This is a genomic window from Streptomyces sp. NPDC005533, assembly GCF_042871845.1.
Taxonomy (GTDB): Bacteria; Actinomycetota; Actinomycetes; order Streptomycetales; family Streptomycetaceae; genus Streptomyces.
Window position 1 is genome coordinate 36,830 of sequence record NZ_JBIAJH010000012.1, and the last position, 25,232, is coordinate 62,061.

Here is a 25,232-nt window from a genome sequence, read left to right on the forward strand (position 1 = left end):
TCCTGCGGGACCGGAGCCGCCCCGCGGGGCGGTGTCAGCGGGGGACCGGCTCGGCTTCGCGCGGCGCGGGGACGGCCTCGGCGGCGGGCGCCGCCCGGCCGGGCCGCAGGGCGGCGACGCGGGCACCGAGCCAGACCAGGAAGCCCGTCGGCAGGAACACCGCGTCGGCGGCGATCATCGCCAGCGAGAAGAACGGCAGCCCCAACAGCACCGCGATCCCCACGTGCTCCAGCATCATCACGGCCAGCAGCACGTTCTTGATCCGCCGGTTGAACAGGGTGAACGGAAACGCCACCTGCACCGCCACCGTCCCGTACGACAGCAGCATCACGACCGTCCCGCTGCCCGCCACCAGCGCCGACAGCCCGGGCCACGGGGTGAAGTAGTCCAGCCCCAGCGGGTAGTACAGCGCCGTGCCGTCCTGCCACCGCGAGCCCTGGATCTTGTACCAGCCCGCCGTCGCGTAGATCAGGCAGACCTCCGCCATGATCACCAGCAGGCCCGCGTTGTGCAGCAGGTTGGCCAGGACGTCCAGGACCGCCCGCCCCTCGCCCTGCGGCTCGCGGCGGTCCACCAGCCACCACAGCCCGCAGACCACCCACACCGCCGCGAAGGCCGCCAGCCAGCCGAGGCCGAACCCGCCGGTCACGATCCCGTACGCGAACACGAGCCCCAGCACGCCCCACAGCACCGGCCCGGCGGCTCCCGCGCAGGCCGACCCCCGCAGCCGGGCCCGCCGCGCGTCCAGCGACCACACCTGCGCGCACCGGGTCAGCACCAGGTAGATCGCCATCAGGTGGATGACGTTGTCCCCGCCGTCGCCCATGAACACGCTGCGGTTCTGCAGGGACAGCACCCCGACCATGAACACCACGGACGTCGCGCGCGTGCGCCACCCCAGCAGCAGCCCCACGCTCGCCAGCACCGAGACGGCGTAGACGATCTCGAACCACAGCGTGGAGTCGGACCACATCAGCACCGTGAAGGCACCGTTGGACCCGGTCAGCCGCTCCGCGAGGCGCCAGCTCCACGGTCCGTCCGGCCCGTACAGCTCCGCGCGGTGCGGGAACTCGCACAGCAGGAAGAACAGCCAGGTCCCGGCGAAGCCGATGCGCACCACGGCGCTCTGGTAGGGGCCGAGCGCCTCTCCGGTGACCTTCGCGGCCGCCCGCCCGAGCGCCGCGCGGGCCCGCGTCACACCGTCCACCACGGCAGCTCCCGGTAGTAGGTCTGGGTGTCGGTGGTCTCGGTGCTCCACACCGGCGCGGGCACCGAGGCCGTCGCCGAGCGCAGCTGGATCCGCAGTAGGTGGCCGCCCGGGTGCTGCGGCGAGAGCCGGTTCACGGCGATCCGCCGCAGGTACTCCTCGGAGAGCGCGCCGCGCTCGCCGGTGGGCTTGTTGTCCTCGTCGTGGGACCCGGTGAAGAAGTCCCAGGCCCGGCGCAGCTCGTTCTGCCGCGTGTGGCTCGGCAGCAGGCTGTGCCGGATGGCGGCGGTGTCCTCGGCGCTCAGGTCGCGCCAGTCTGTGGTGATCAGCTCGCCGCCGGCGGTGCGCACCTCCGCGCGCGCCTCCACGGCGATGTTCTGCTGGAGCGGGTTGGGGGCGAAGAGCTTCCAGTTCTGTTCGAACTCGGGATAGATCCAGCTGTCGATCGTCCGCGCGTGCTGCTTGCTGACCGTGTTGGACGGCGCCACGTGCAGGAAGACGAGCGCGAGGTGGACGCAGGCCGCCACGGCGACGGCCCCCAGGGCCAAGGCCGCCACGACGCGGTACGGGGTGGACAGACCGGCTATTCCGGGCGCGCGGGGCGGTGGCGGAGCGCCCTCTTCGGCGAGCTCGTGCCCGTTCGCATCCATCCCGCCCCGATCGTCCGGCGTCCACAGGGTTGACCACAGAGGTTGACACCCTACGGGCCGCCGTCTCACCATTGAAGCGGATGAACCGAACGATCGGTCGGTCGGGCGGACGGACGACACTGACAAGGGGCCCCAATGGTCGCAGTGACCCCGGAGACGGGACCGGACACGGCCCTCGGGGCAGACAGGACGGACGGGACGGGCATGACTGCTGACCTGGGCGCACAGCTCGCGGCGGCGTTCGACGCCGCCGTGGCGGCGGACGAGCGCGTGGAGCCGCGCGACTGGATGCCCGACGAGTACCGCGCCTCCCTGGTCCGTCAGATGGCGCAGCACGCCCACTCCGAGATCATCGGCATGCAGCCCGAGGCGAACTGGATCACCCGCGCGCCCTCGCTGCGCCGCAAGGCGATCCTGATGGCCAAGGTGCAGGACGAGGCCGGCCACGGGCTGTACCTCTACAGCGCGGCCGAGACGCTCGGCACCAGCCGCGACGAGCTGCTCGACAAGCTCCACTCGGGCAAGCAGAAGTACTCCTCGATCTTCAACTACCCCACCCTGACCTGGGCCGACGTCGGGGCGATCGGCTGGCTCGTGGACGGCGCGGCGATCACCAACCAGGTGCCGATCTGCCGCTGCTCCTACGGGCCCTACGCCCGCGCCATGGTCCGGATCTGCAAGGAGGAGTCCTTCCACCAGCGCCAGGGGTACGAGCTGCTCCTCGCCCTCTCGCAGGGCACCGAGGCCCAGCACGCCATGGCGCAGGACGCGGTGAATCGCTGGTGGTGGCCCTCCCTGATGATGTTCGGCCCGCCGGACGACGCGTCGGCGCACTCGGCGCAGTCGATGGCCTGGCGGATCAAGCGCCACTCGAACGACGAGCTGCGCCAGCGGTTCGTGGACATCGCCGTCCCGCAGGCCGAGTCCCTCGGCCTGACCCTGCCCGACCCGGACCTGAAGTGGAACGAGGAGCGCGGGCACCACGACTTCGGCGCCATCGACTGGGCGGAGTTCTGGGACGTGCTGAAGGGCAACGGCCCCTGCAACGAGCAGCGGATCAGCCAGCGGCGCACGGCCCACGAGGAAGGCGCCTGGGTGCGCGACGCCGCCGCGGCGTACGCGGACAAGCAAGCGGCAAGGCAAGCGGCGGAGCACGCCGAAGAGAACGAGGAGGCACGGGTATGACGCAGAACTGGCCCCTGTGGGAGGTCTTCGTGCGTTCGCGCCGCGGCCTCTCGCACACGCACGCGGGCAGCCTGCACGCCCCCGACGCGGAGATGGCCCTGCGCAACGCCCGCGACCTGTACACGCGGCGCGGCGAGGGCATCTCGATCTGGGTGGTGCCCTCCACCGAGATCACCGCCTCCTCGCCGGACGAGCGGGACCCGTTCTTCGCCCCGTCCGCCGACAAGCCGTACCGGCACCCCACCTTCTACGACATCCCGGAGGGGGTGAGCCACCTGTGAGCGGCACCGACACCACCACCACCACCCCCGACACCGTCGGCACCGGCACCGGCACCGCCGGCACCCCCGTCGCGGCGGCTCTCGCGCTCGGCGACGACGCGCTGGTCCTCTCCCACCGCCTCGCCGAGTGGGCGGGGCACGCCCCCGTCCTGGAGGAGGAGGTCGCCCTCGCGAACATCGCCCTCGACCTGCTCGGCCAGGCCCGCATCCTGCTGTCCATGGCCGGGGACGAGGACGAGCTGGCCTACCTGCGCGAGGAGCGGTCCTTCCGCAACCTCCAGCTGGTCGAGCAGCCGAACGGCGACTTCGCCCACACCATCGCCCGCCAGCTCTACTTCTCCTTCCACCAGCACGAGCTGTACGGGGAGCTGGCCCGCGGGGACGGCCCGTTCGCCCCGCTCGCGGCCAAGGCCGTCAAGGAGACCGCCTACCACCGCGACCACGCCGAGCAGTGGACGCTGCGGCTCGGCGACGGCACCGAGGAGAGCCGGCGCCGCATGCGGACCGCCCTCGACGCCCTGTGGAAGTACACCGGCGAGATGTTCCAGCCGGTGGAAGGGCTCGACGGCGTGGACTGGGCCGCCCTGGAAGAGCGCTGGCTGGCCGCGCTGACCGGCGTGCTGGAGCGGGCCGGTCTCGCTCTGCCCGAGGGGCCGCGCACCGGGGCCTGGGCCGCCGGCGCCGGCCGCCAGGGCCTGCACACCGAGCCGTTCGGCCGGATGCTCGCCGAGATGCAGCACCTGCACCGCAGCCACCCGGGGGCGTCGTGGTGACCGCCGACGCCGGGGTGACCCGCCTGGAGGCGGAGCTGGCCGAGCTGGCCGGTTCCGTCCCGGACCCCGAGCTGCCCGTGCTCACCCTCGGCGAGCTCGGCGTCGTGCGCGGCGTGCGGATGCACGAGGACGGCCACGCCGAGGTCACCCTCACGCCCACCTACACCGGCTGCCCCGCCATCGAGGCCATGTCGGCGGACATCGAGCGGGTCCTCACCGGCCACGGCATACCGGAGGTGCGGGTGACCACCGTGCTCGCCCCCGCCTGGTCGACCGACGACATCAGCGCCGAGGGCCGCCGCAAGCTCGCCGAGTTCGGCATCGCCCCGCCGCGCCCGCACGCGGCCGGCGGGCCGGTCCCCCTCACCCTGTCGGTCCGCTGCCCGAACTGCGGATCGACCGACACCGAACTGCTCAGCCGGTTCTCCTCCACCGCGTGCAAGGCGCTGCGGCGCTGCGTCGCCTGCCGCGAACCGTTCGACCACTTCAAGGAGCTCTAGATGGCCGCCCCCCGCCACGGCGCGTTCCACCCGCTGACGGTGGCGGCAGTCGACCGGCTCACCGACGACTCGGTGGCGCTGACCCTCCGGGTTCCCGCGGACCTGCGCGAGGAGTACCGGCACGCCCCCGGCCAGCACCTGACCCTGCGCCGCACCGCCCCCGAGGGCGGCACGGAGGTCCGCCGCACCTACTCGATCTGCTCTCCCGCCCCGGCGCCCGACGGCCCGGGCCCCGCGGAGTTGCGCGTCGGGGTGCGGCTGGTGGAGGGCGGGGAGTTCTCCACCTTCGCCCACAAGGAGATCGCCGCCGGAGACGTCCTCGACGTCATGGTCCCGGCCGGCCGGTTCGTGCTGGAGCCGGCCGCCGCCCCGGCCTCGGGGCACTACGCGGCGATCGTCGGCGGCAGCGGCATCACCCCCGTGCTGTCCATCGCCGCGAGCCTGCTGGCGGCCCGCCCCGACGCCCGTTTCTGCCTCGTGCGCAGCGACCGTACGGCGGCCTCGACGATGTTCCTGGAGGAGGTCGCCGACCTCAAGGACCGGTACCCGGCGCGGTTCCAGCTGGTGACGGTCCTCTCCCGGGAGGAGCAGGAGTCCGGGCTGCCCTCCGGGCGGCTGGACGAGGAGCGGCTGGCGGCCCTGCTGCCCGCGCTGCTCCCGGTCGCGGAGGTGACGGGCTGGTTCCTGTGCGGCCCGTACGGTCTGGTGCAGGGCGCCGAGCGCGCCCTGAGCGGCCTCGGCGTCGTACGGACCCGGGTGCACGAGGAGATCTTCCACGTCGAGGAGGTCACGGCGCCGGCCCGCAGCACGGCCTCGGCGGCGGCCTCGCACGGGCGGGTCACCGCGCGGCTCGACGGCCGCTCCGGCACCTGGCCGGTCCAGGACGGCGAGTCCCTGCTGGACGCGGTGCTGCGCAACCGCGCGGACGCCCCGTACGCCTGCAAGGGCGGGGTCTGCGGCACCTGCCGGGCCTTCCTGGTGTCGGGCGAGGTCCGGATGGACCGGAACTTCGCCCTGGAGTCCGAGGAGACGGAGGCCGGATTCGTCCTGGCCTGCCAGTCGCACGCGCTGACGGAGGAAGTGGAGATCGACTTCGACCGCTAGGCCGTCTCTTCCGGATCTTGCCGGGTGTGCCCCTCCGGAGACCCTCCGGAGGCCCCTCCTGAGTCCTCTCCGGAGTTCCTCTGTCCAATTTCCAGAACGTGTTCTATCTTGACGCACCGTCAGACCTGAACGCGCGCGGGAGGACAGGCAGTGGACTTCACCTTCACCGAGGAGCAGCAGGCCGCCGTCGAGGCGGCCCGGGCCGTGTTCGCGGACGTCGCACCCGACGGCGTGCCGAGCCCCGCGCTCACCCCGGGCGCCGTCGCCGACGACTTCGACCGCCCGCTGTGGGCCAGGCTCGCCGGGTCCGACCTGCTGGGCCTGGTCCTCGCCGAGGAGCACGGCGGCGCCGGCCTGGACGCCATCGCCCTGTGCCTGGTCCTGCGCGAGGCGGGCCGGGTGCTGGCCCGGGTTCCGCTGCTGGAGCACTGCGCCGCCGCCATGGCCGTCCAGGCCCACGGCAGCCCCGAACTGGCCGCCGCCCTGCTGCCCGGCGCGGCGCGCGGCACGCTCGTGCTGACCGCCGCCGCCCACGGCCGCTCCGGCCACGACCCGGCCGAACTCGCCGTCACCGCCCGCCGCGAGGACGGGGCGTGGATCCTGGACGGCACGCAGACCGCCGTCCCCTGGGCGCAGAACGCCGACTGGATCGCCGTACCGGCCCACACCGGCGAGGGCGATGCCGTCCTCGCGTTCGTCCCGCGCACCGCCGGGGGCCTCGCCCTCGCCGAGCAGGTCTCCACCAGCGGGGAGCGGCTCGCCGAACTCGCCCTGGACGGCGTACGGGTGGAGGCCGCCCATCTCATCGACACCCCGGAGGCCTGGGAGCGGCTCCGCCAGCTCCTCGCCACCGGCACCTGCGCACTGGCCCTCGGGCTCGGCGAGCACGTCCTCGCGATGACCGGCCGGTACACCGGCAAGCGCGAGCAGTTCGGCTTCCCGGTGGCCACCTTCCAGGCGGTCGCCGTCCAGGCCGCCGACCGCTACATCGACCTGCGCGCCATGGAGGTCACCCTGTGGCAGGCCGCCTGGCGGCTCGACGCGGCGACCGCCGGCGCCGGCGGTCCGCTGCCGAGCTCCGGAGACGTCGCGGTCGCCAAGATCTGGGCCTCGGAGGGCGTGCGCCGGGTCGTGCAGACCGCCCAGCACCTGCACGGCGGCTTCGGCGCCGACACCGACTATCCGCTGCACCGCTACCACGCCTGGGCCAAGCAGCTGGAACTCCAGCTCGGCCCGGCCGCGGCGCACGAGGAGGCCTTGGGCGACCTGCTGGCCGCCCACCCCCTCGGCTGAGCGGGGACTACAGCACGAAGGCCGGGTTCCCGTTGTCCGTCACCATCGGGCGCCCGGCACCGTCCCAGGCCTGCATCCCGCCGTCGACGTTCACGGCGTCGATCTCCTGGCGCACCAGGTACTGCGTGACCTGCGCGGAACGGCCGCCGACCCGGCACATCACGTACACGCGGCGGCCGTCCTCGACGGCCTCCGTGAGCTCACCGAAGCGGGCGACGAAGTCGCTCATCGGGATGTGCAGGGCGCCCTCGACGTGGCCGGCCGCCCATTCGTCGTCCTCACGGACGTCAAGGACAAAGCCTTCGGAGGGCACCGCGGCGGCGTCCACCGAGGGAAGCGGTCCGAAGTTCATGCGTCGCCTTCTCTCATCGCAGATGGTCCTTCCAACCTATCCGACGGGCACGTACGGCCCCGCCGGCACGGCCCGCCCGCCCACTGCGCGGCGAGCCCGCCCGCTCACTCCGCGGCGAGGGCCGCCGCCAGCTCCGCCTCGCGCTCGGACACCTGCGCCAGCAGCTGCTCCGCGATCTCCTCCAGCAACCGGTCCGGGTCCTCGGGCGCCATGCGCAGCATCGACCCGATCGCGCTGTCCTCCAGCTCCCGCGCCACCAGCGACAGCAGCTCCTTGCGCTGCGCCAGCCACTCCAGCCGGGCGTACAGCTCCTCGCTCTCGCTCGGCGCGGCCGCCTCCGGGGCCGGTCCGGCCGCCCACTCCTCGGCCAGCTCACGCAGCAGCCCGGCGTCGCCCCGCCCGTAGGCGGCGTTGACCCGCGCGATGAACGCGTCGCGCCGCTCCCGCTCCGCCTCCTCCTGCGCGAGGTCGGGGTGCGCCCGGCGGACCAGCTCGCGGTACAGGCGGCGGACCTCCTCCGTGGGCCGCACCCGCTCCGGCGGCCGCACGGGCCGGTCGGTGAGCATCGCGCCGGCGTCGTCGGAGATCCCGTCCGAGCCCAGCCAGTCGTGGAACAGCTCGTCCACGCCCGGCATCGGCATGACCAGCGAGCGTGCCTCCCGGGCCCGGCGCAGGTCCTCGGGATCACCGCTCCGGGCCGCCTTCGCCTCGGCGATCAGCGCGTCCAGCTCGTCGAGCCGCGAGTACATCGGGCCGAGCTTCTGGTGGTGCAGGCGGGAGAAGTTCTCCACCTCCACGCGGAAGGTCTCCACCGCGATCTCGAACTCGATCAGCGCCTGCTCCGCGGCGCGTACGGCCCGCTCCAGGCGCGCCTCGGGGCGCTCGTCCGAGCTCACTTCCGGGCGCTCGCCCGAGCTCTCTTCCGGGCGGTCGTCCGGGCGCTCGTCGGGGCGCTCCTCACCGGTGACGGAGGAGTCGCCGGAATCACCGGGGACTGTCTGCTCAGGCTGCTCGGTCTGCTCGCTCACCCGGCCAGCCTACGGCCCGCCCGCGCGGGCGACGCCCCCACCGGGGCCTCCCCCCGGCGCCGGCCGGGAGGAGGGGCGCCGGCCGCCCTGCGGCGGCCCGACGCCGTCCTAGACCCCGGCCTCCGCGGCGATCCGGCCCGCCCGCACCGCCGCCACCAGGTCCGCGTGGTCGGCCTCGGTCCGGTCGGCGTAGGCCACCGCGAAGGCCGCCACCGCCTCGTCCAGTTCCTCGTTCTTGCCGCAGTAGCCGGCCAGCAGCCGCGGGTCGACGCTGTGCGCGTGCGCCCGGGCCAGCAGGGCCCCGGTCATCCGCCCGTAGTCGTCGATCTGGTCGGCGGCCAGCGCGGCCGGGTCCACGCTGCCCTTGCGGTTGCGGAACTGCCGGACCTGGAACGGCCGGCCCTCCACCGTGGTCCAGCCCAGCATGATGTCGGAGACCACCTGCATCCGCTTCTGCCCGGCGACCACCCGGCGGCCCTCGTGCTCCTCGGGCGGCGATACGAAGCCCAGCGCGGGCAGGTGCGGCAGCAGCACCGAGGGCCGGGCCTCCTTCACCTGGAGCACCAGCGCCTCGCCCCGGTGGTCCAGCAGCAGCACCACGTACGAGCGGGTGCCGACGCTCCCGGTCCCCACGACGCGGAAGGCCACGTCGTGGATCGCATGCCGGGCCAGCAGCGGCAGCCGGTCGCCCTGCAGCGTCCCGAGGTAGGGGCCGAGCGAGGCCGCCACGGCCGCCGCCTCCTCGTCGCCGACCCGGCGCAGCACGGGCAGCGCGTCGACGAAGCGCAGCCCGCCGTCCGGCTCCCTGCGCGTCGACTTGGCGGCGAAGCGGGCGGAGGTGTTGTTGCGGGCCTTCTCCGAGACCCGTTCCAGCGTGCCCAGCAGGTCCCGGGCGTCGGTGTGCGAGACGAGTTCCTCGTCCGCGATGGCGTTCCACGCGTCGAGGGCGGGCAGCTTGGCCAGCAGCCGCATGGTCCGCCGGTAGGCGCCCACCGCGTCCAGCGCGGCCGCCCGGCAGGTGGACTCGTCCGCGCCGGCCACCCGGCCGGCCAGCACCAGCGAGGTCGCCAACCGCTTGACGTCCCATTCCCACGGGCCGAACACGGTCTCGTCGAAGTCGTTCAGGTCGATGACGAGCCGCCCCTGGGGGTCCCCGTAGAGGCCGAAGTTCGCCGCGTGGGCGTCGCCGCAGATCTGCGCGCCGACCCCGGTCACCGGCCCGCCCGACAGGTCGTGGGCCATCAGCCCGGCCGCCCCGCGCAGGAACGCGAAGGGGTTCGCGGCCATCCGGCCCACCCGTATGGGAGTCAGCTCGGGGACCCGCCCCGCGTTGGACTCCTCCACCGCCCGGACCGCGTCCGGCCGGTCGGCCGGCGCCACGAAGCCGGCGTGCGCCGACCGCGGCACGCGGACGCGCAGCGCCTTGCCCTCCGCCTTGGGCGAACCCGCCGCCGTTCGCGACGCGAAGCCCGCCACGTCCGGAATCCGCTGCCCCGCTACCGTCGCCATCGGCGCCGCCCCCACCCGTTCATCGATCGTGTGTCGAACGGGCTGACCGTATCTACAGCCCGGCGTCCCTGGCCAGCAACGCGGCCTGCACCCGGTTCTCGCAGCCCAGCTTCGCCAGGATGCGGCTCACGTACGTCTTCACGGTCGCCTCGCTCATGTGCAGCCGCCGGCCCGCCTCCGCGTTGGACAGCCCCTCGCCCAGCAGCGCCAGCACACCGCGCTCCCGCTCGCTCAGCTCCGCCACCCGGCGCCGCGCCTCCTCGCCGCGCACGGCGGCCTTCCCCGACGCCAGCTGGTCCACGACGTGCCGGGTCGCCCCCGGCGAGAGGTACGCGTCCCCGGCCGCGGCGGCCCGGACCGCGCCGATCAGCTCGCCCGGCGCCGAGTCCTTCAGCAGGAACCCCGCGCCGCCCTGGCCCAGCGCCCGCAGCACGTTCTCCTTCTCGCCGAAGGTGGTCAGGATCAGCGCGCGCACCTCCGGCGCGGCCCGCCGCAGTTCGGCCAGCGCCGTCAGCCCGTCCATCACCGGCATCTGGATGTCGAGCAGCATCACGGCGGGCGCGTGCGAACGGGCCAGTTCCACCGCCTCCCGGCCGTTCGCGGCCTCCGCGACGACCTCGATGTCCGGCGCCGAGGTCAGGATCATCCTGATCCCGGCCCGGATCAGCGGCTCGTCGTCGGCGATCACCACGCGGATCACTTCGGCTGTCACCCGTGCTCCTACTGCTTGACCTCGTAGACCTGCTTGTCGACGAGCTTGCCGTCCTGGAAGCAGAACCGGAAAACCACGTCCGTGCCCCAGCCCCCCGACGACTCGTCGGCCAGCAGGGCCAGACAGTCCGACCCCGGCGGCCTGGCCGGCCCCTTGCGCACCGCACCCGCCGTCATGAAGCTCTCGCCGCTCGGCAGGCGGTCGCGGACGGACTGCTCCGACTCGCCCACGTGCACGGCGTCGTACTCGTCCCGGCCGATCATCGCGTCGCCCGCCGAGTCCACCAGCAGCACCACCCCGGCGCCGAGCACGATCACCAGCAGCACCACCGCCGCGAAGGCGATCCCGCAGCCCACCGCGACGCCGCCGGTCCGGCTGCGCACCCGTACCGCCAGCTCCTTGTCCACCGCCGCCCAGTCCATCGGCCGCCCCCCGGCCGGCGCGGGCGTCCGCGCGTGGGCCCGCTGCCCGAAGTCGTCGGCCACCTCCTCCGTGCCGGCCGGCTCGGTGCCGTACGGGAGCACCCCGGCCACCCGGAACCCGCCGCCCTCGGTGGCGCCCGCGTGCACCATCCCGCCGACCAGCCGCGCCCGCTCGCGCAGCCCCGTCAGGCCCTGCCCGCCCGACACCACCTCGGCGTCCGCGGGACCGGCGGCCGGACCGTTGGCGATCTCCACCACCAGCGAGTCGTCCTCGTAGCGCAGCTCGACGGCGATCGGCGCCCCCGGGGCGTGCTTGTACGCGTTCGTCAGGGCCTCCTGGACGATCCGGTACGCGGCGTGGTCGCACGCCGCGACCAGCGGCCTCGGCTGCCCCGACGTGGTCAGCCGTACGTCGGTGCCCGAGCCGCGCGCCGCCTCCACGACCCCGGGGATCCCGGCGACGCCGCGCGCCGCGGGCTGGGCCTCCTCCACCGGGGCGGGCGCCTCCACGCCGTCGCGCAGGATGCCGACGACCTCGCGCAGTTCGTGCATCGCGGCCACCGAGGCCTGCCGCAGCACGCCCACCGCCTCGCGCTGACGGCCGGTGAGTTCCGGATCCACCTCCAGCGCCCCGGTGTGCACGGAGATCAGGGCGAGTTGGTGGCCCAGGCTGTCGTGCATGTCCTGGGCGATGCGCTGCCGCTCGCGCAGCCTCGCCTGCCCGGCGACCATGGCCCGCTCGCGCAGCAGCTGTCCGTTGCGCTCGTGGAGCGCCCGCAGCAGGGTGCGCCGCTGCGACCAGTACCGGCTGGCCAGACCCGGCATCACGATCATGGCCAGGAACATCAGCGTGGAGAACACGATCACCAGCACCGGCTGCATCTGCGCCGACTGGTCCGTCACGCTGGCGCCGACCGCGGCGACGAAGGCCAGCGCGAAGGCGGCCACCGCCCGGCCCACCCCGACGATCCGCCGCCCCGCCGACCAGGCCAGCAGCGGCGTGACGAAGAACGTGCCCGGGAGCAGGACGCCCACCGCCGAGGCGACCACGAGCGTGGTCCCCGGCAGCCGCCGGCGCAGCAGGGTCAGCGCCACCACGACCACGGAGCCCACGAGCATCCGCGGCCCGGACCCGCCACTGAGCTCGTCGACGCCCAGCCCGAGGATGGCCAACAGCCCGCCGACAGCCAGGTCCGTCGCCAGCATCCGCCGGGTCCACGGCTCCGGCCCCCTCAGCCAGTCCCATCCCGCCCGCGCCTTCGCGTTCACATCCACCCGCCCGACCCTAGCCACCCGTCCCCCCGCCCGACCGCCCTCTTTCGTCGCTCCCGCCCCGACGAAAGTCGCCTGCGGGCGACGACTTCGACGACGTGTCCTGGATCACCCCCGGTCGGGCGGCAGCAGCGAAGACAGGGAGAAACAGAAGTGACGGGGAAACACGAAACGGCCGCCACCGCTTTCGCAGTGACGACCGTCTCGTCGATGTGGGCGAGGGGGGATTTGAACCCCCACGTCCCGAAGGACACTGGCACCTGAAGCCAGCGCGTCTGCCGTTCCGCCACTCGCCCGAGCAGCGTCCCAGTGGTTCTTCCCTTTCGGGCCGTTCCCCTGGCGACGTCGAAACATTAGCACGGTGAGCGGGGTGGTTTGAAATCGCTTTCCCGGGACAGCTGCACCCCGCCGTGGACAGCCCCTCCCGCACTCCGCTCCTGGTGCGGGACACTGTTCCTGCGGCGCCCCTACGATCCCTTGTGAGGACCAACACTCGTCCTCACAGGAGCGATGGGGAACCACTGGAATCCGCCACGCGTGGATACGATCAGTAAGCAGTACAGGGCGACAACGACGGAGGAGGTGCCCCATGGGAGTTCTGAAGCGGTTCGAGCAGCGACTCGAAGGTCTGGTGAACGGCACCTTCGCCAAGGTCTTCAAGTCCGAGGTCCAGCCGGTGGAGATCGCCGGAGCCCTCCAGCGGGAGTGCGACAACAACGCCACCATCTGGAACCGCGAGCGGACCGTCGTCCCCAACGACTTCATCGTCGAGCTCAGCGCCGGTGACTACGACCGCCTGAGCCCCTACTCCGGGCAGCTCGGCGACGAGCTCGCGGGCCTCGTCCGCGACTACGCCAAGCAGCAGCGCTACAGCTTCATGGGCCCCATCAAGGTCCACCTGGAGAAGGCCGACGACCTCGACACCGGGCTCTACCGGGTCCGCAGCCGCACCCTCGCCTCCAGCACCTCCCAGCCGCAGGCAGGGCCGCCCTCACCGCAGGGCGGCTACGGCTATCCCCCGGAGAACCAGCCGCAGGGCGGTTACGGCTATCCGCCGGTCGCCGCCCCGCCCATGCCCAGCGCGCCTCCGCCCGGCGGCGCGGGCCCGCGCAGGCCCGCCCCCGGCGCACCCGCCGGAGCGGCCCCCGCGGCCGGCTCGGGCGGCCCCCGGCGGCACTGGATCGAGATCAACGGCACCCGCCACCAGATCTCGCGCCCCACGCTCGTACTCGGCCGAAGCACGGAAGCCGACGTGCGGATCGACGACCCCGGCGTATCGCGCCGGCACTGTGAGATCCGGACCGGAACGCCCTCGACGATCCAGGATCTCGGGTCCACCAACGGCATCGTGGTGGACGGGCAGCACACCACCCGCGCTACGCTCCGCGACGGCTCGCGGATCGTCGTGGGCAGCACCACCATCATTTACCGGCAAGCCGAAGGGTGAAGCGGGGGCAATGTCAGAGCTGACCCTGACGGTCATGCGGTTGGGTTTCCTAGCCGTTCTGTGGCTGTTCGTCATCGTGGCCGTCCAGGTCATCCGCAGCGATCTCTTCGGGACGAGAGTGACCCAGCGCGGCTCCCGCCGCGGTGGAGCCACGAGCGCCCCGCAGCAGGCGGGCCGCCAGGCCTCGCCTCCGCAGCAGCGCCAGCGCCGCGGTGCGCCCACCAAGCTCGTCGTGTCCGAGGGCACCCTCACGGGAACCACGGTGGCCCTCGCCGGCCAGACGATCACGCTGGGCCGCGCCCACGACTCCACGATCGTGCTGGACGACGACTACGCGTCCAGCCGCCATGCCAGGATCTATCCCGACCGTGACGGCCAGTGGATCGTCGAGGATCTCGGGTCCACCAACGGCACGTATCTCGACCGGACCCGGCTGACCACCCCGACGCCCATTCCGCCGGGCGCACCGATCCGCATCGGCAAGACCGTCATCGAGCTGCGGAAGTAGTACGAGAATGAGCGAGCGGAGCGAGCGCGCGACGGCGATCCGTCCCACCGTGGACACGGACACGCGCGCGCTCCCGACCGGAGGGTGGGCAGTGTGGCTCGAGACCGGTTGTACCCGGAGCCGACCGGCGAGGTGCGCATGAGTCTGTCCCTGCGGTTCGCCGCCGGATCACACAAGGGCATGATCCGCGAGGGGAACGAGGACTCCGGCTACGCCGGCCCCCGTCTCCTCGCGATCGCCGACGGCATGGGAGGCCAGGCCGCCGGCGAGGTCGCGAGCTCCGAGGTGATCTCCACCCTGGTGCAGCTCGACGACGACGTCCCGGGCTCCGACATCCTCACCTCCCTCGCCACCGCCGTGCAGCGGGCCAACGACCAGCTGCGCGTCATGGTCGAGGAGGACCCCCAGCTCGAGGGCATGGGGACCACCCTGACCGCCCTGCTGTGGACCGGTCAGCGCCTCGGCCTCGTCCACGTCGGCGACTCCCGCGCCTACCTGCTCCGCGACGGCGTCCTCACCCAGATCACCCAGGACCACACCTGGGTGCAGCGCCTCGTCGACGAGGGCCGCATCACGGAAGAGGAAGCCACCACCCACCCGCAGCGCTCCCTGCTGATGCGCGCGCTGGGCAGCGGCGACATCGTCGAACCCGACCTCTCCATCCGTGAGGTCCGGGCCGGCGACCGCTACCTGATCTGCTCCGACGGGCTCTCCGGCGTCGTCTCGCACCAGACCCTGGAAGAGACCCTCGCCGACTACCACGGCCCCCGCGAGACCGTGCAGTCGCTGATCCAGCTCGCGCTGCGCGGCGGCGGACCCGACAACATCACCTGCATCGTCGCCGACGTCCTCGACACCGACAGCGGCGACACCCTCGCCGCCCAGGTCAGCGACACCCCGGTGGTCGTCGGCGCGGTCGCCGAGAACCAGCACCAGCTCTTCGACGGCGGCAACGCCATGCAGACGCCGGCCGGCCGGGCCTCGGGCCTCGGCCGCCAGGCCCCGCCCCCCGCCGGCGCCTTCGGCCCCCCCGGCAGCGGCGAGGCCCCCGGCTACGGGTACTCCGAGCAGGGCAAGGGCGGCGGCGGTTACGGCAGCTTCGGCGAAGCCGACGGCTACGACGCCGAGTCCGGCTACGAGGACACGTACGACCACCCCCGCAGGCGCCGCAGCAAAGGGCGCAAGTGGACCACCCGTACGCTGACCCTGCTCATCGTCGTCGGCGTCATCGGCGGCGGCCTGTACGCCGGCTGGCGCTGGACCCAGACCCAGTTCTACGTCGGCAAGAAGGGCGAGCACGTCGCGCTCTTCCGCGGCATCAGCCCGAAGCTCGGCCCGCTGGAGCTCTCCAAGGTGGAGACCGACCGCCCCGACATCGAACTGAAGTACCTGCCGCCCTTCAAGCGGAAGCTGGTCGAGGCCACCATCAGCGAAGGCAGCCTCGACGTCGCCAAGAGGAAGCTCGACGACCTCGGCGTCCAGGCCTCCGCCTGCAAGAAGGACGAAGAGCGCCGCAACGCCGAGGCGCAGAACACTCCGACACCCGGTCCCAGCCTGACTCCCGAGGAGCAGCAGCTGGTCGGTCTGTGCGGGAAGTAGCAGTCACACGCGGGCGCAGGGGGCCTGCCACACCATGAGCGTTGTCACCAACACGACCACCATCGGCGCCATCGAGCTGCCGAGCCGGCGGAACACCGAGCTCCTGCTGCTCGTCTTCGCCGTGGTCATCCCGATGTTCGCCTACGCCAACGTGGGCCTCGCGATCAACGGCAGCCTGCCGCCCGGCATGGTGCTCTACGGCCTCGGCCTCGGCTGCCTCGCCGGGATCGCGCACCTCGTCGTGCGCCGGTACGCCAAGTACGCCGACCCGCTGCTGCTGCCGCTGGCCACGCTCCTCAACGGACTGGGCCTCGTCCTGATCTGGCGCCTGGACCAGTCCGAGCGCCTGCAGAACCTGGCGAAGCGGTCCTTCGGCACCTTCTCCCCGTCGGCGCCCCGGCAGATGATGTACACGGCGGTGGCCATCGCCCTGTTCGCCGCCGTGCTGCTGGTCCTCAAGGACCACCGCGTCCTGCAGCGGTTCACGTACATCTCCATGGCCGGCGCGCTGATCCTGCTGATCCTGCCGGTCATCCCGGGCCTCGGCGCCGACGTCTTCGGCGCCAAGATCTGGATCAGCGTCGGCGGCTTCTCCATCCAGCCCGGTGAGTTCGCGAAGATCGTCATCGCGATCTTCTTCGCCGGCTACCTCATGGTGAAGCGCGACGCGCTCGCGCTGGCCAGCCGCCGCTTCATGGGCCTCTACCTGCCGCGCGGCCGCGACCTCGGCCCGATCCTGATGATCTGGGCGATGAGCCTGCTCGTCCTCGTCTTCGAGAACGACCTCGGCACCTCGCTGCTCTTCTTCGGCATGTTCGTGATCATGCTGTACGTGGCCACCGAACGCACCAGCTGGATCGTCATCGGCCTGCTGATGTCGGTCGGCGGCGCCACCGTCGTCGGGGCCACCGCCAGCCACGTCAAGGCCCGCGTCACCGCCTGGCTCGACCCCTTCGCCTGCTACAGCACCTCCGGCGCCTGCGAGCAGGTCGGCCAGTCGATCATGAGCTTCGGCTCGGGCGGCGTCCTCGGCACCGGATGGGGCCAGGGCAACTCCGACCTCATCGGCTTCGCCGCCAACTCCGACTTCATCTTCTCCACCGTCGGCGAGGAGCTCGGGCTCGCCGGTGTGATGGCCTTCCTCCTGCTCTACGGCCTGATCATCGAGCGGGGCGTCCGCACCGCCCTCGCCGCCCGCGACCCCTTCGGCAAGCTCTTCGCCATCGGCCTCTCCGGCGCCTTCGCGCTCCAGATCTTCGTGGTCGCCGGCGGAGTCATGGGCCTCATCCCCCTCACCGGCATGACGATGCCCTTCCTCGCGTCCGGCGGTTCCTCCGTCCTGGCCAACTGGATCCTCATCGCCGTCCTCATCCGGATCAGCGACACCGCACGCCGCCCCGCTCCGGCCCCCGCCCCGTCCCCCGACTCCGAGATGACCCAGGTGGTCCGCCCGTCATGAACAAGCCCCTGCGCCGCATCTCGCTGTTCTGCGGGCTGCTCGTCCTCGCGCTGCTGATCCGTACGAACTGGCTGCAGTACGTCCAGGCCGAGGAACTCAGCACGCGCAAGGAGAACCGCCGGGTCCAGATCGCCCAGTACGCGACCGAGCGCGGCAACATCATCGTGCGGGGCGAGCCGATCACCGGCTCCGCGGTCACCGACGGCAGCGACTACAAGTTCAAGCGCACCTACAAGGACGGCGCGCTGTGGTCGCCCGTCACCGGGTACGCCTCGCAGGCCTTCGGCTCCACCCAGCTCGAATCGCTCGAGGACGGCATCCTCACCGGCAACGACGACCGGCTGTTCTTCGACCGCACCATCGGCATGTTCACCGGGGAGAAGAAGCAGGGCGGCAACGTCGTCACCACGCTCAACCCCGACGCGCAGCGGGCGGCCTTCAAGGAGCTCGGCGACAAGAAGGGCGCGGTCGCCGCCATCGACCCGCGCACCGGCGCCATCCTCGCCCTGGTCTCCACCCCCTCGTACGACCCCTCCAGCTTCGCGGGCAACTCCAAGGCCGACGAGAAGGCCTGGGTCGAGCTGAAGGACAGCGAGGACAAGAAGCTCGTCAACCGCGCCCTGCGCGAGACCTACCCGCCGGGCTCCACCTTCAAGGTGGTCACCGCGGCCGCGGCCCTGGAGCACGGCGTCGTCAAGAACATCGACGACCCGACGGACACCCCCGAGCCGTACATCCTGCCCGGCACCCAGACCAAGCTGCCCAACTCGCACACCGGTTGCGAGAAGGCGAGCCTCAACGAGGCCCTGCGCATCTCCTGCAACTCCGTCTTCGCGAACATGGGCGACAAGGTCACCCGCGACAAGATGGTGGAGACCGCGGAGAAGTTCGGCTTCAACAACGACAAGATCGACATTCCGGTCCGCGCCTTCGCCAGCATCTACGACAAGAAGATGGGCAAGGACGGCAACGCGCAGAGCGCCATCGGCCAGTTCAACACGGCGGCCACCCCGCTGCAGATGGCCATGGTCACCGCCGCGATCGCCAACGACGGCAAGCTGATGAAGCCGTACATGGTCGACATGCTCACGGCCCCCAACCTGGACGTCATCGAGAAGCACGAGCCGCAGGAGATGAGCCGGCCCCTCTCCGCCGCGAACGCCCAGAAGGTCCAGGAGATGATGGTCAACGTCGTCGAGAAGGGCACCGGCTCCAACGCCAAGATCAAGGACGTGAAGGTCGGCGGCAAGACCGGTACGGCGCAGCACGGCGAGGGCAACAAGAAGCGCCCCTACGCCTGGTTCATCTCGTACGCCGAGAACGCGGACGGCACCTCGCCCGTCGCCGTCGCCGTCGTGATCGAGGACAGCGAGGGCACCGCCCGCGACGACATCAGCGGTGGCGGTCTCGCCGCCCCCGTCGCCCAGGAGGTCATGAAGGCAGTGCTCAACAGCCAGAAGTGACCGAGCAATGACGGGCCGGAGCGGAGTGACGCACCTCACTGAATTCCGCCCGGATCCGAGCGTACGGTACCGGTCCAGTATCAGCCTGTGGCCACGAACCGATCACGGACGATCGGCCGGTAGCCTTTGCGCGAACAGCACACCGCCGGACCACACACAGGTGCGGTCGGGACTGACGGAGAGGGCTGCAACGTTATGGAAGAGCCGCGTCGCCTCGGCGGCCGGTACGAGCTGAGCCACGTGCTCGGCCGTGGTGGCATGGCCGAGGTCTACCTCGCCCACGACACCCGGCTCGGCCGTACCGTCGCCGTCAAGACCCTGCGTGCCGACCTCGCCCGTGACCCGTCCTTCCAGGCCCGGTTCCGCCGCGAGGCCCAGTCGGCCGCGTCGCTGAACCATCCCGCGATCGTCGCCGTCTACGACACCGGCGAGGACTACGTCGACAACATCTCCATCCCGTACATCGTGATGGAGTACGTCGACGGCTCCACCCTGCGCGAGCTGCTGCACTCGGGCCGCAAGCTGCTGCCCGAACGCACCCTGGAGATGTGCATCGGCATCCTCCAGGCCCTGGAGTACTCGCACCGGGCCGGCATCGTGCACCGCGACATCAAGCCCGCGAACGTCATGCTGACGCGCACCGGCCAGGTCAAGGTCATGGACTTCGGCATCGCCCGCGCCATGGGCGACTCCGGCATGACCATGACGCAGACGGCCGCCGTCATCGGCACCGCCCAGTACCTCTCCCCGGAGCAGGCCAAGGGCGAGCAGGTGGACGCGCGCTCCGACCTCTACTCCGCGGGCTGCCTGCTCTACGAGCTGCTCAGCGTGCGGCCCCCGTTCGTCGGCGACTCCCCCGTGGCCGTCGCCTACCAGCACGTACGGGAAGAGCCGCAGCCTCCGTCGAACTTCGACCCCGAGATCACGCCCGAGATGGACGCCATCGTCCTCAAGGCCCTGGTCAAGGACCCCGATTACCGCTACCAGTCGGCCGACGAGATGCGCGCCGACATCGAGGCCTGCCTCGACGGCCAGCCCGTCGCCGCCACCGCCTCCATGGGCGCGGCCGGCTACGGCTACCCCGACCAGGGCCACGGATACGGGCAGCCCGGCTACGACCAGCCGACCACCGCCCTGCGCGCCACCGAAGGCGGCCAGACCGCGATGATGGCGCCGATGCCCCCGGGCGACGGCGGCTACGGATACGGCGACCAGGGCCACGGCGGCTACGACCAGGGCCCGAACCGCCGCCAGCAGAAGAAGAGCAAGGCCTCCACGGTCCTGCTCGTGCTGGCCGGCGTCCTCGTCCTCGTCGGCGCGATCCTGATCGGCCGCTCTCTCTTCAGCGACACGGCCGACAACCGGCCCGCCGTGCCCAAGCTCGTCGGCCAGACCCTCGAACAGGCGCAGAAGAGCGGCGACAACGTCGGACTCAAGGTGGTCAAGGGCGGCGACGCGCCCTGCGACAACCAGCCCAAGGGCAACGTCTGCACACAGGACCCGGCGGCCGAGACCAAGGTCAAGGACGGTTCCACGGTCACGGTGACGGTCTCCTCGGGCGCGCCCAAGGTCCAGGTCCCGATCGTCACGAGGCTCACGTTCGAAGAGGCCGAGAAGACCCTCAAGGACCGGGGCTTCCAGGTCGAGCGCAAGACCGAGGAGTCCGACCAGACCCCCGGGCTCGTGCTGGAGCAGGACCCGAAGGGCGGCGAGGCGGAGAAGAACTCCGTCGTCAGGCTCACGGTGTCCAAGGAGCTGCCCAAGGCCGTGGTCCCGGAGCTCAAGGGCAAGACCAGGGACGAAGCGGAGAAGGCGCTCAAGGACGCCAAGCTCAAGCTCGGCAGCGTGACGGAGGGCGACCAGCCCGGTGCCGCTCCGGGCACGGTCGTCCTGCAGCAGTTCGCGGCCGGGCAGCAGCTGGAGGCGGGCAAGACGGTGAACATCACCATCGCCAAGGCCTCGACGGCGACCGTGGTGCCGAACTTCGCCGGCCGGACGCTGGGCCAGTACAAGGACGATCTGCGGAACGCCAACCTGCGGGTCGGCATCGTCGGCGGCCCGACGGACGACAACGCGATCGTGGTGGGGACCAACCCGCCGCCGGGGACCCCGCTCACCTCGGGCCAGCCCGTCAACATCGCCACCACCCAGGGCCAGCAGGACGGCGGCGGCCTCATCTCCGGCCTGACCGGCGGCAACGGCCGCCGGTAGCGCGGAAGCCCGCAAGCCCGACACACCGGTCCGGCCCTTCACCCCCGTCCTCGGGGGTGAAGGGCCGGACCTGTTCCGTACCCGTGCCTTCCGTGGGGCGCCTTCCGTACGGCGCCTTCCGCACCCCGCCGCTGCGCGGCCGTCTGCGTCCCGCCCGGGCGCGTCCGGGGCCCGGGTGACCCCGCGGGCCCGTCGGGGCTCAGGAGGCGCCGCAGGAGCCTCTGGGGGCCCTCCTCAGCGCAGCTCGGCCGGCGGCGTCCGCTTCGCGTCCACCTTCTCCGTGCGCACCAGCTCGCCCCACACGACGTACCGGTACTTCGAGGTGTAGACCGGCGTGCAGGTCGTGAGCGTGATGTACCGGCCCGGGGCGGTCCTGCCCGAGTCCTTCGGGACCGGGTTGATCACGTCGGTGTTGTACTTCGACGTCTGGCGCAGCTCCGCGAAGACCTTGTAGACGTACCAGGTGTCGCGGGTCTCGAAGACGACCGCGTCGCCGTTCTTCACCTTGTCGATGTTGTGGAACTTCGCCCCGTGTCCGTCGCGGTGCGCGGCGAGCGAGAAGTTCCCCTTCTCGTCCCACGGCAGCGCCGACTTCACCGGCTCCGTGTAGTAGCCGGCCACGCCGTCGTCGAGGACGTCCGGCGCCGTGCCCGGCTTGACCAGCACCTCGCCGTTCTTCATCGCCGGTACGTGCAGGAAGCCGACGCCGTCCCGGGTGTCCAGCGCCCCCGGCTCCGCGGGCCGGGCGGGTGTCTGCCACTGCTGGCGGACCTCGTCGCCCTTCGCGGAGGCCTGCCGGTCCGCGAGGACGTTCGTCCACCACAGCGAGTAGGCCACGAACAGGCCCAGCACCAGGCCGACCGTGATCAGGACCTCGCCCAGCAGGCTCAGGAAACCGGCGAGCACACTGCGGTTGCCGGCGGGCGGGGCCGCGGCGCGGCGGCGGGCTCGAGACACTGCTTGTTTCGTCCTTAACTGGTCAGCGCGGGCGGCGGACCCTGGCTGCGGGGCCGTTCGTCGGTCATCCTGCCCCATACGATCATCCGGTAGGTGCTGGTGAACTCCGGGGTGCAGGTGGTCAGCGTGATGTACCGGCCCGGGGACGTGAATCCCGATCCCTCCGGCACCGGCTTGATCACCGCCACGTTCGTCGGCGGGGTCTGGGCGAGCGACGAGGTCGTCTCGTACGTGTAGTACGCGTCCCGGGTCTCGACCACGACGGGATCCCCGGGCACCAGCCGGTTGATGTAGCGGAAGGGCTCGCCGTGGGTGTTGCGGTGGCCGGCCACCGCGAAGTTGCCCTGCGCGTCCGAGGGCATCGCCGTCTTCAGGGCGCCCTCGCCGTAGTGCCCGACCATGCCCCGGTCCAGCACCTTGGGCTTGCTGATGCCCTCCGCGACCGGGACCTTCACGTCGAGCTTGGGGATGTGGAGGATGGCGAAGCCCTGGCCGGGTTCGAAGGCCGTCACGGGCGGCGCCGCGGCCCCGTCGCCGCCCGGCGGGTGCTCCCAGGTCTGGCGCAGCGAGCCGGCGGCCCCGGAGGCCGCCCGCTCCGCCACGACGTTCGTGTACCAGAGCTGGTAGGCGACGAACAGCAGCATCACCAGCCCCACCGTGATGAACAGCTCTCCGCCCAGCCGGCTCGCGATGACCACCGGGCCGCCCGACGCCGGCCGCCTGCGCCGCCGGCCGCCCCGTCTCCGGGTGTGTCTGGCGGCCCGTTTCGCGGCCTCCTGAGCTGCCCTGCGTCGCGCGGCCCGGCCCTCCGTGGGCGCGGACGGCGCGACCGTCGTCACGCGACGGCCTTGCCCACCACCGGGGCCAGCCCCACCGACCGCTCGACGGCACCCGCGTCGCCGCACCGCACCAGCCAGTTCGCGAGCATCCGGTGACCCCACTCGGTCAGGACGGACTCGGGGTGGAACTGCACGCCCTCGACGTCGTGCTCCCGGTGGCGCAGGCCCATGATGATCCCGTCCTCGGTGCGCGCCGTGACCTCCAGCGCGTCGGGCAGGGTGCCGGGCTCGGCGGCGAGGGAGTGGTAGCGGGTCGCGGTGAACGGCGACGGCAGTCCCTCGAAGACGCCCCGCCCCTCGTGGAGCACGGGTGAGGTCTTGCCGTGCAGCAGCTCGGGCGCCCGGCCGACGACGCCGCCGTAGGCGACGGCCATCGACTGCATGCCGAGGCACACGCCGAAGACGGGAACGGCCGTCCGCGCGCAGTGCCGGACCATGTCGATGCAGACGCCCGCCTCCTCCGGCGTGCCCGGTCCGGGGGACAGCAGGACACCGTCGAAGCCGTCCTGCGCGTGCGCGAGCTCGACCTCGTCGTTGCGCAGCACCTCGCATTCGGCGCCGAGCTGGTAGAGGTACTGGACCAGGTTGAAGACAAAGCTGTCGTAGTTGTCGACAACCAGAATGCGCGCGCTCACGGAGTGGCTCCCGATCCCTCGTCCACCGTCACATCGTTGAACGGCAGGAGCGGCTCGGCCCACGGGAAGACGTACTGGAAGAGCACGAAGACCACCGCGAGGACCAGTACGAGAGAGATCAGCGCGCGGACCCACGCGTTGCCCGGCAGGTGCCGCCAGATCCAGCCGTACATGCCGCCTGTTTCCTTTTCGTCCACGTTCGTCCAACGCACCGCAAGGGCGGTACGCGAACAGACTAAAGGCAGCGGCCCGACGGGGTGGGTCACCCGGACAAACCCTCCGGCGGGCCCTGCCCCACGGGGCGGGCCCCGGTCAGCTCCGCCCAGACGACCAGCCGGTGGCTGTGGCCCCACTCCGGATCGCAGGTCGTCAGGGTCAGGTACCGGCCGGGCGTGGTGAACGGCGACTTCTCCGGGACCGGGGCGACCACCCCGACCCGGGTCGGCAGCGTGCGCAGGGGCCCGCCCCGCACGGTGTACGTGTACCAGGTGCTCTCGTCCTTGACGATCACCTCGTCGCCCGCGCGCAGTTCCGGGAAGTCCTTGAAGGGATCGCCGTAGGTGCGCCGGTGGCCGGCGACCGAGAAGTTCCCGGTGGCGCCGAGGGGGGCGGTGGCGGCGTAGTGGCCCAGGCCCTTCTTCAGCAGCTCGGCGTCCGTGCCCTCCAGGACGGGCTTGACCCAGTCCGGGCCGAAGCGCGGGACGTACATCTGGGCGAAGGCCCGGCCGGCGGGGTAGGGGGGCGGGGCCGGTTCGGCGGGTGCGGCCGGTTCGGCGGGGGCCGCCTGCGGCGCGGACGACGCGGGCTGCGGCGCGGCCGCCGGGGCGGCGGCCGCCCAGCGGTCGCGCAGCCCGGCCCGCTCCCCGTCCATGGCCCGGTCGGCCTTGACCCCGGTCCACAGCAGGACGTAGGCGACGAAGAGCAGGATCAGCGTGCCCGCCGTCAGGCACACCTCGCTGAACGTCCGTACCAGCAGGCGCAGTACGACGTCGGAACGGACCCGCTCACGGGGTGGGAGCCACCGGCTTCGCATAGTGGAGGTCCACTGTGCCGGAGTAGCCCGGAAGTGTCAGCGCCTTGTGCTCGTCCACTTTCCAGCCGAGCCCGTAGGCGTTGACGTACAGCTGGTAGTTCTGCAGGGCCGGCGAGGCGGCCAGGGCCTTCTTCAGCGCGCCGGGGTCGCCGACCGCCGAGATCTTGTACGGGGGCGAGTAGACGCGGCCCTGGAGGATCAGGGTGTTGCCCACGCAGCGCACCGCGCTGGTGGAGATGAGCCGCTGGTCCATGACCTGGATGCCCTGGGCGCCGCCCTGCCAGAGGGCGTTCACCACGGCCTGGAGGTCCTGCTGGTGGATCACCAGGTCGTTGGGCTGCGGCTCGGGCACGTTGGGGATGCGGGCGGTGGCGTTCGGCGGGGCGTCGTTGAGGGTGACCGTCAGCCCCTTGCCGGACAGCTCCTCGGTGCCCGAGGCGGCGCGCAGGGCGGCCAGCTTCGCGTCCTCGGCCTTGGTGCTGCCGTCGTCGCGGTCGGCGAGGGCGTCCACCCGGCGGCGGGCCGCGCCGGTGCTCTGCTCCAGCTCCGCGTTGTCCTGGCTGCGCTCCTTGATGAGGTCCGACAGCTTGAGGAGCGAGGCGTCCGTCCGGATGTTCGTACCCTTGGAGGTGTTGAAACTGGTGACGAAGAGCAGCCCGGCCAGGGCGAAGACGGCGGCCGTCAGCAGCCGGACCGGCCTGGCCCGGCGACGGGGACCCGCGGAGGAGTCGTCGGAATCGCTCAACGTACCCTTCTCCTTCAACGCCACAGGTCCACTACGCTAACGGACGCC

24 protein-coding genes, 1 tRNA gene and 1 pseudogene are annotated in these 25,232 nt (G+C 72.1%); 12 read left to right on the forward strand and 14 right to left on the reverse strand.

What is annotated here, in order from left to right:
- Window positions 1-34: 34 nt before the first annotated feature.
- Both ACFYP3_RS14525 and ACFYP3_RS14530 read right to left on the reverse strand, forming a co-directional pair.
- The gene (locus tag ACFYP3_RS14525; RefSeq protein ID WP_388831780.1) at window positions 35-1,198 is read right to left on the reverse strand and encodes an HTTM domain-containing protein; all 1,164 of its coding nucleotides are present in this window, start codon (window positions 1,196-1,198) and stop codon (window positions 35-37) included.
- A complete protein-coding gene (locus ACFYP3_RS14530; RefSeq protein ID WP_388831516.1) occupies window positions 1,195-1,857 on the reverse strand; it encodes a DUF5819 family protein in 663 nt (220 codons plus the stop codon). Before ACFYP3_RS14530 ends, ACFYP3_RS14525 begins: the two co-directional genes overlap by 4 nt.
- 135 nt (window positions 1,858-1,992) lie before the next feature.
- On the opposite strand from ACFYP3_RS14530, the gene paaA reads away from it, so the two are divergent.
- From paaA to ACFYP3_RS14560, 6 genes are all read left to right on the forward strand, one after another.
- Window positions 1,993-3,042, forward strand: coding sequence for a 1,2-phenylacetyl-CoA epoxidase subunit PaaA (gene paaA, locus ACFYP3_RS14535; RefSeq protein WP_388831518.1), 1,050 nt, complete (start codon window positions 1,993-1,995; stop codon window positions 3,040-3,042).
- Entirely contained in the window at window positions 3,039-3,323 is a 285-nt protein-coding gene (gene paaB, locus ACFYP3_RS14540) for a 1,2-phenylacetyl-CoA epoxidase subunit PaaB (RefSeq protein WP_030009045.1), read from the forward strand. The genes paaA and paaB overlap by 4 nt, the downstream gene beginning before the upstream one ends.
- Window positions 3,320-4,096 carry a 1,2-phenylacetyl-CoA epoxidase subunit PaaC gene (gene paaC, locus ACFYP3_RS14545; protein ID WP_388831521.1) on the forward strand — a complete coding sequence of 259 codons (777 nt, stop codon included), beginning with the start codon at window positions 3,320-3,322 and terminating at the stop codon, window positions 4,094-4,096. Before paaB ends, paaC begins: the two co-directional genes overlap by 4 nt.
- Complete coding sequence (paaD, locus tag ACFYP3_RS14550) at window positions 4,090-4,596, forward strand: 1,2-phenylacetyl-CoA epoxidase subunit PaaD (RefSeq protein ID WP_030707587.1); 507 nt, start codon at window positions 4,090-4,092, stop codon at window positions 4,594-4,596. Before paaC ends, paaD begins: the two co-directional genes overlap by 7 nt.
- The gene (locus ACFYP3_RS14555; protein WP_388831523.1) at window positions 4,597-5,700 is read left to right on the forward strand and encodes a 2Fe-2S iron-sulfur cluster-binding protein; all 1,104 of its coding nucleotides are present in this window, start codon (window positions 4,597-4,599) and stop codon (window positions 5,698-5,700) included.
- A 150-nt stretch (window positions 5,701-5,850) separates the two neighbouring features.
- Window positions 5,851-6,993 (forward strand): acyl-CoA dehydrogenase family protein, encoded by a 1,143-nt coding sequence (locus ACFYP3_RS14560; RefSeq protein WP_388831525.1) that lies wholly within the window; start codon window positions 5,851-5,853, stop codon window positions 6,991-6,993.
- A gap of 7 nt (window positions 6,994-7,000) precedes the next feature.
- Here ACFYP3_RS14560 and ACFYP3_RS14565 read toward each other — a convergent pair whose 3' ends face one another.
- The 6 genes from ACFYP3_RS14565 to ACFYP3_RS14590 form a co-directional block, all read right to left on the reverse strand.
- Window positions 7,001-7,345, reverse strand: a complete 345-nt coding sequence (locus ACFYP3_RS14565; RefSeq protein WP_030383866.1) for a rhodanese-like domain-containing protein — start codon at window positions 7,343-7,345, stop codon at window positions 7,001-7,003.
- Between the two features lie 104 nt (window positions 7,346-7,449).
- Window positions 7,450-8,241, reverse strand: coding sequence for a J domain-containing protein (locus ACFYP3_RS14570; RefSeq protein WP_388831782.1), 792 nt, complete (start codon window positions 8,239-8,241; stop codon window positions 7,450-7,452).
- A gap of 240 nt (window positions 8,242-8,481) precedes the next feature.
- Window positions 8,482-9,882, reverse strand: coding sequence for a DUF2252 domain-containing protein (locus ACFYP3_RS14575; protein ID WP_388831527.1), 1,401 nt, complete (start codon window positions 9,880-9,882; stop codon window positions 8,482-8,484).
- Between the two features lie 52 nt (window positions 9,883-9,934).
- Window positions 9,935-10,594 carry a response regulator gene (locus ACFYP3_RS14580; protein ID WP_388831529.1) on the reverse strand — a complete coding sequence of 220 codons (660 nt, stop codon included), beginning with the start codon at window positions 10,592-10,594 and terminating at the stop codon, window positions 9,935-9,937.
- Window positions 10,595-10,602: 8 nt separating this feature from the next.
- Window positions 10,603-12,222: a sensor histidine kinase gene (locus ACFYP3_RS14585; protein ID WP_388831784.1), complete on the reverse strand. Its 1,620-nt coding sequence runs from the start codon at window positions 12,220-12,222 to the stop codon at window positions 10,603-10,605.
- 279 nt (window positions 12,223-12,501) lie between these two features.
- Window positions 12,502-12,584 (reverse strand) — tRNA-Leu (locus ACFYP3_RS14590).
- 293 nt (window positions 12,585-12,877) lie between these two features.
- Between ACFYP3_RS14590 and ACFYP3_RS14595 the strand changes: the two genes are divergently transcribed.
- From ACFYP3_RS14595 to pknB, 6 genes are all read left to right on the forward strand, one after another.
- The gene (locus ACFYP3_RS14595; protein ID WP_388831531.1) at window positions 12,878-13,735 is read left to right on the forward strand and encodes an FhaA domain-containing protein; all 858 of its coding nucleotides are present in this window, start codon (window positions 12,878-12,880) and stop codon (window positions 13,733-13,735) included.
- A gap of 10 nt (window positions 13,736-13,745) precedes the next feature.
- Window positions 13,746-14,243, forward strand: a complete 498-nt coding sequence (locus ACFYP3_RS14600; RefSeq protein ID WP_388831533.1) for an FHA domain-containing protein — start codon at window positions 13,746-13,748, stop codon at window positions 14,241-14,243.
- Window positions 14,244-14,336: 93 nt separating this feature from the next.
- The gene (locus ACFYP3_RS14605) at window positions 14,337-15,842 is read left to right on the forward strand and encodes a PP2C family protein-serine/threonine phosphatase (protein ID WP_388831535.1); all 1,506 of its coding nucleotides are present in this window, start codon (window positions 14,337-14,339) and stop codon (window positions 15,840-15,842) included.
- 34 nt (window positions 15,843-15,876) lie between these two features.
- Window positions 15,877-17,301 carry an FtsW/RodA/SpoVE family cell cycle protein gene (locus tag ACFYP3_RS14610; protein WP_388831537.1) on the forward strand — a complete coding sequence of 475 codons (1,425 nt, stop codon included), beginning with the start codon at window positions 15,877-15,879 and terminating at the stop codon, window positions 17,299-17,301.
- Window positions 17,298-18,764, forward strand: coding sequence for a peptidoglycan D,D-transpeptidase FtsI family protein (locus ACFYP3_RS14615; RefSeq protein WP_388831539.1), 1,467 nt, complete (start codon window positions 17,298-17,300; stop codon window positions 18,762-18,764). Before ACFYP3_RS14610 ends, ACFYP3_RS14615 begins: the two co-directional genes overlap by 4 nt.
- Before the next feature lie 195 nt (window positions 18,765-18,959).
- Entirely contained in the window at window positions 18,960-20,975 is a 2,016-nt protein-coding gene (gene pknB, locus ACFYP3_RS14620) for a Stk1 family PASTA domain-containing Ser/Thr kinase (protein WP_388831541.1), read from the forward strand.
- A gap of 234 nt (window positions 20,976-21,209) precedes the next feature.
- On the opposite strand, the gene ACFYP3_RS14625 is transcribed toward pknB, so the two are convergent.
- The 6 genes and pseudogenes from ACFYP3_RS14625 to ACFYP3_RS14650 form a co-directional block, all read right to left on the reverse strand.
- Window positions 21,210-21,932 (reverse strand): class E sortase, encoded by a 723-nt coding sequence (locus ACFYP3_RS14625; RefSeq protein ID WP_388831543.1) that lies wholly within the window; start codon window positions 21,930-21,932, stop codon window positions 21,210-21,212.
- Window positions 21,933-21,946: 14 nt separating this feature from the next.
- Window positions 21,947-22,627 (reverse strand): annotated as a pseudogene (locus tag ACFYP3_RS14630) (class E sortase); the annotation flags it as partial.
- 140 nt (window positions 22,628-22,767) lie between these two features.
- Window positions 22,768-23,406, reverse strand: a complete 639-nt coding sequence (locus tag ACFYP3_RS14635) for an aminodeoxychorismate/anthranilate synthase component II (RefSeq protein ID WP_388831545.1) — start codon at window positions 23,404-23,406, stop codon at window positions 22,768-22,770.
- Entirely contained in the window at window positions 23,403-23,618 is a 216-nt protein-coding gene (locus ACFYP3_RS14640; RefSeq protein ID WP_388831796.1) for a hypothetical protein, read from the reverse strand. The genes ACFYP3_RS14635 and ACFYP3_RS14640 overlap by 4 nt, the downstream gene beginning before the upstream one ends.
- 50 nt (window positions 23,619-23,668) lie before the next feature.
- Window positions 23,669-24,439 (reverse strand): class E sortase, encoded by a 771-nt coding sequence (locus tag ACFYP3_RS14645; protein WP_388831547.1) that lies wholly within the window; start codon window positions 24,437-24,439, stop codon window positions 23,669-23,671.
- The gene (locus ACFYP3_RS14650; protein WP_388831549.1) at window positions 24,411-25,184 is read right to left on the reverse strand and encodes a DUF881 domain-containing protein; all 774 of its coding nucleotides are present in this window, start codon (window positions 25,182-25,184) and stop codon (window positions 24,411-24,413) included. The genes ACFYP3_RS14645 and ACFYP3_RS14650 overlap by 29 nt, the downstream gene beginning before the upstream one ends.
- Window positions 25,185-25,232: the final 48 nt, after the last annotated feature.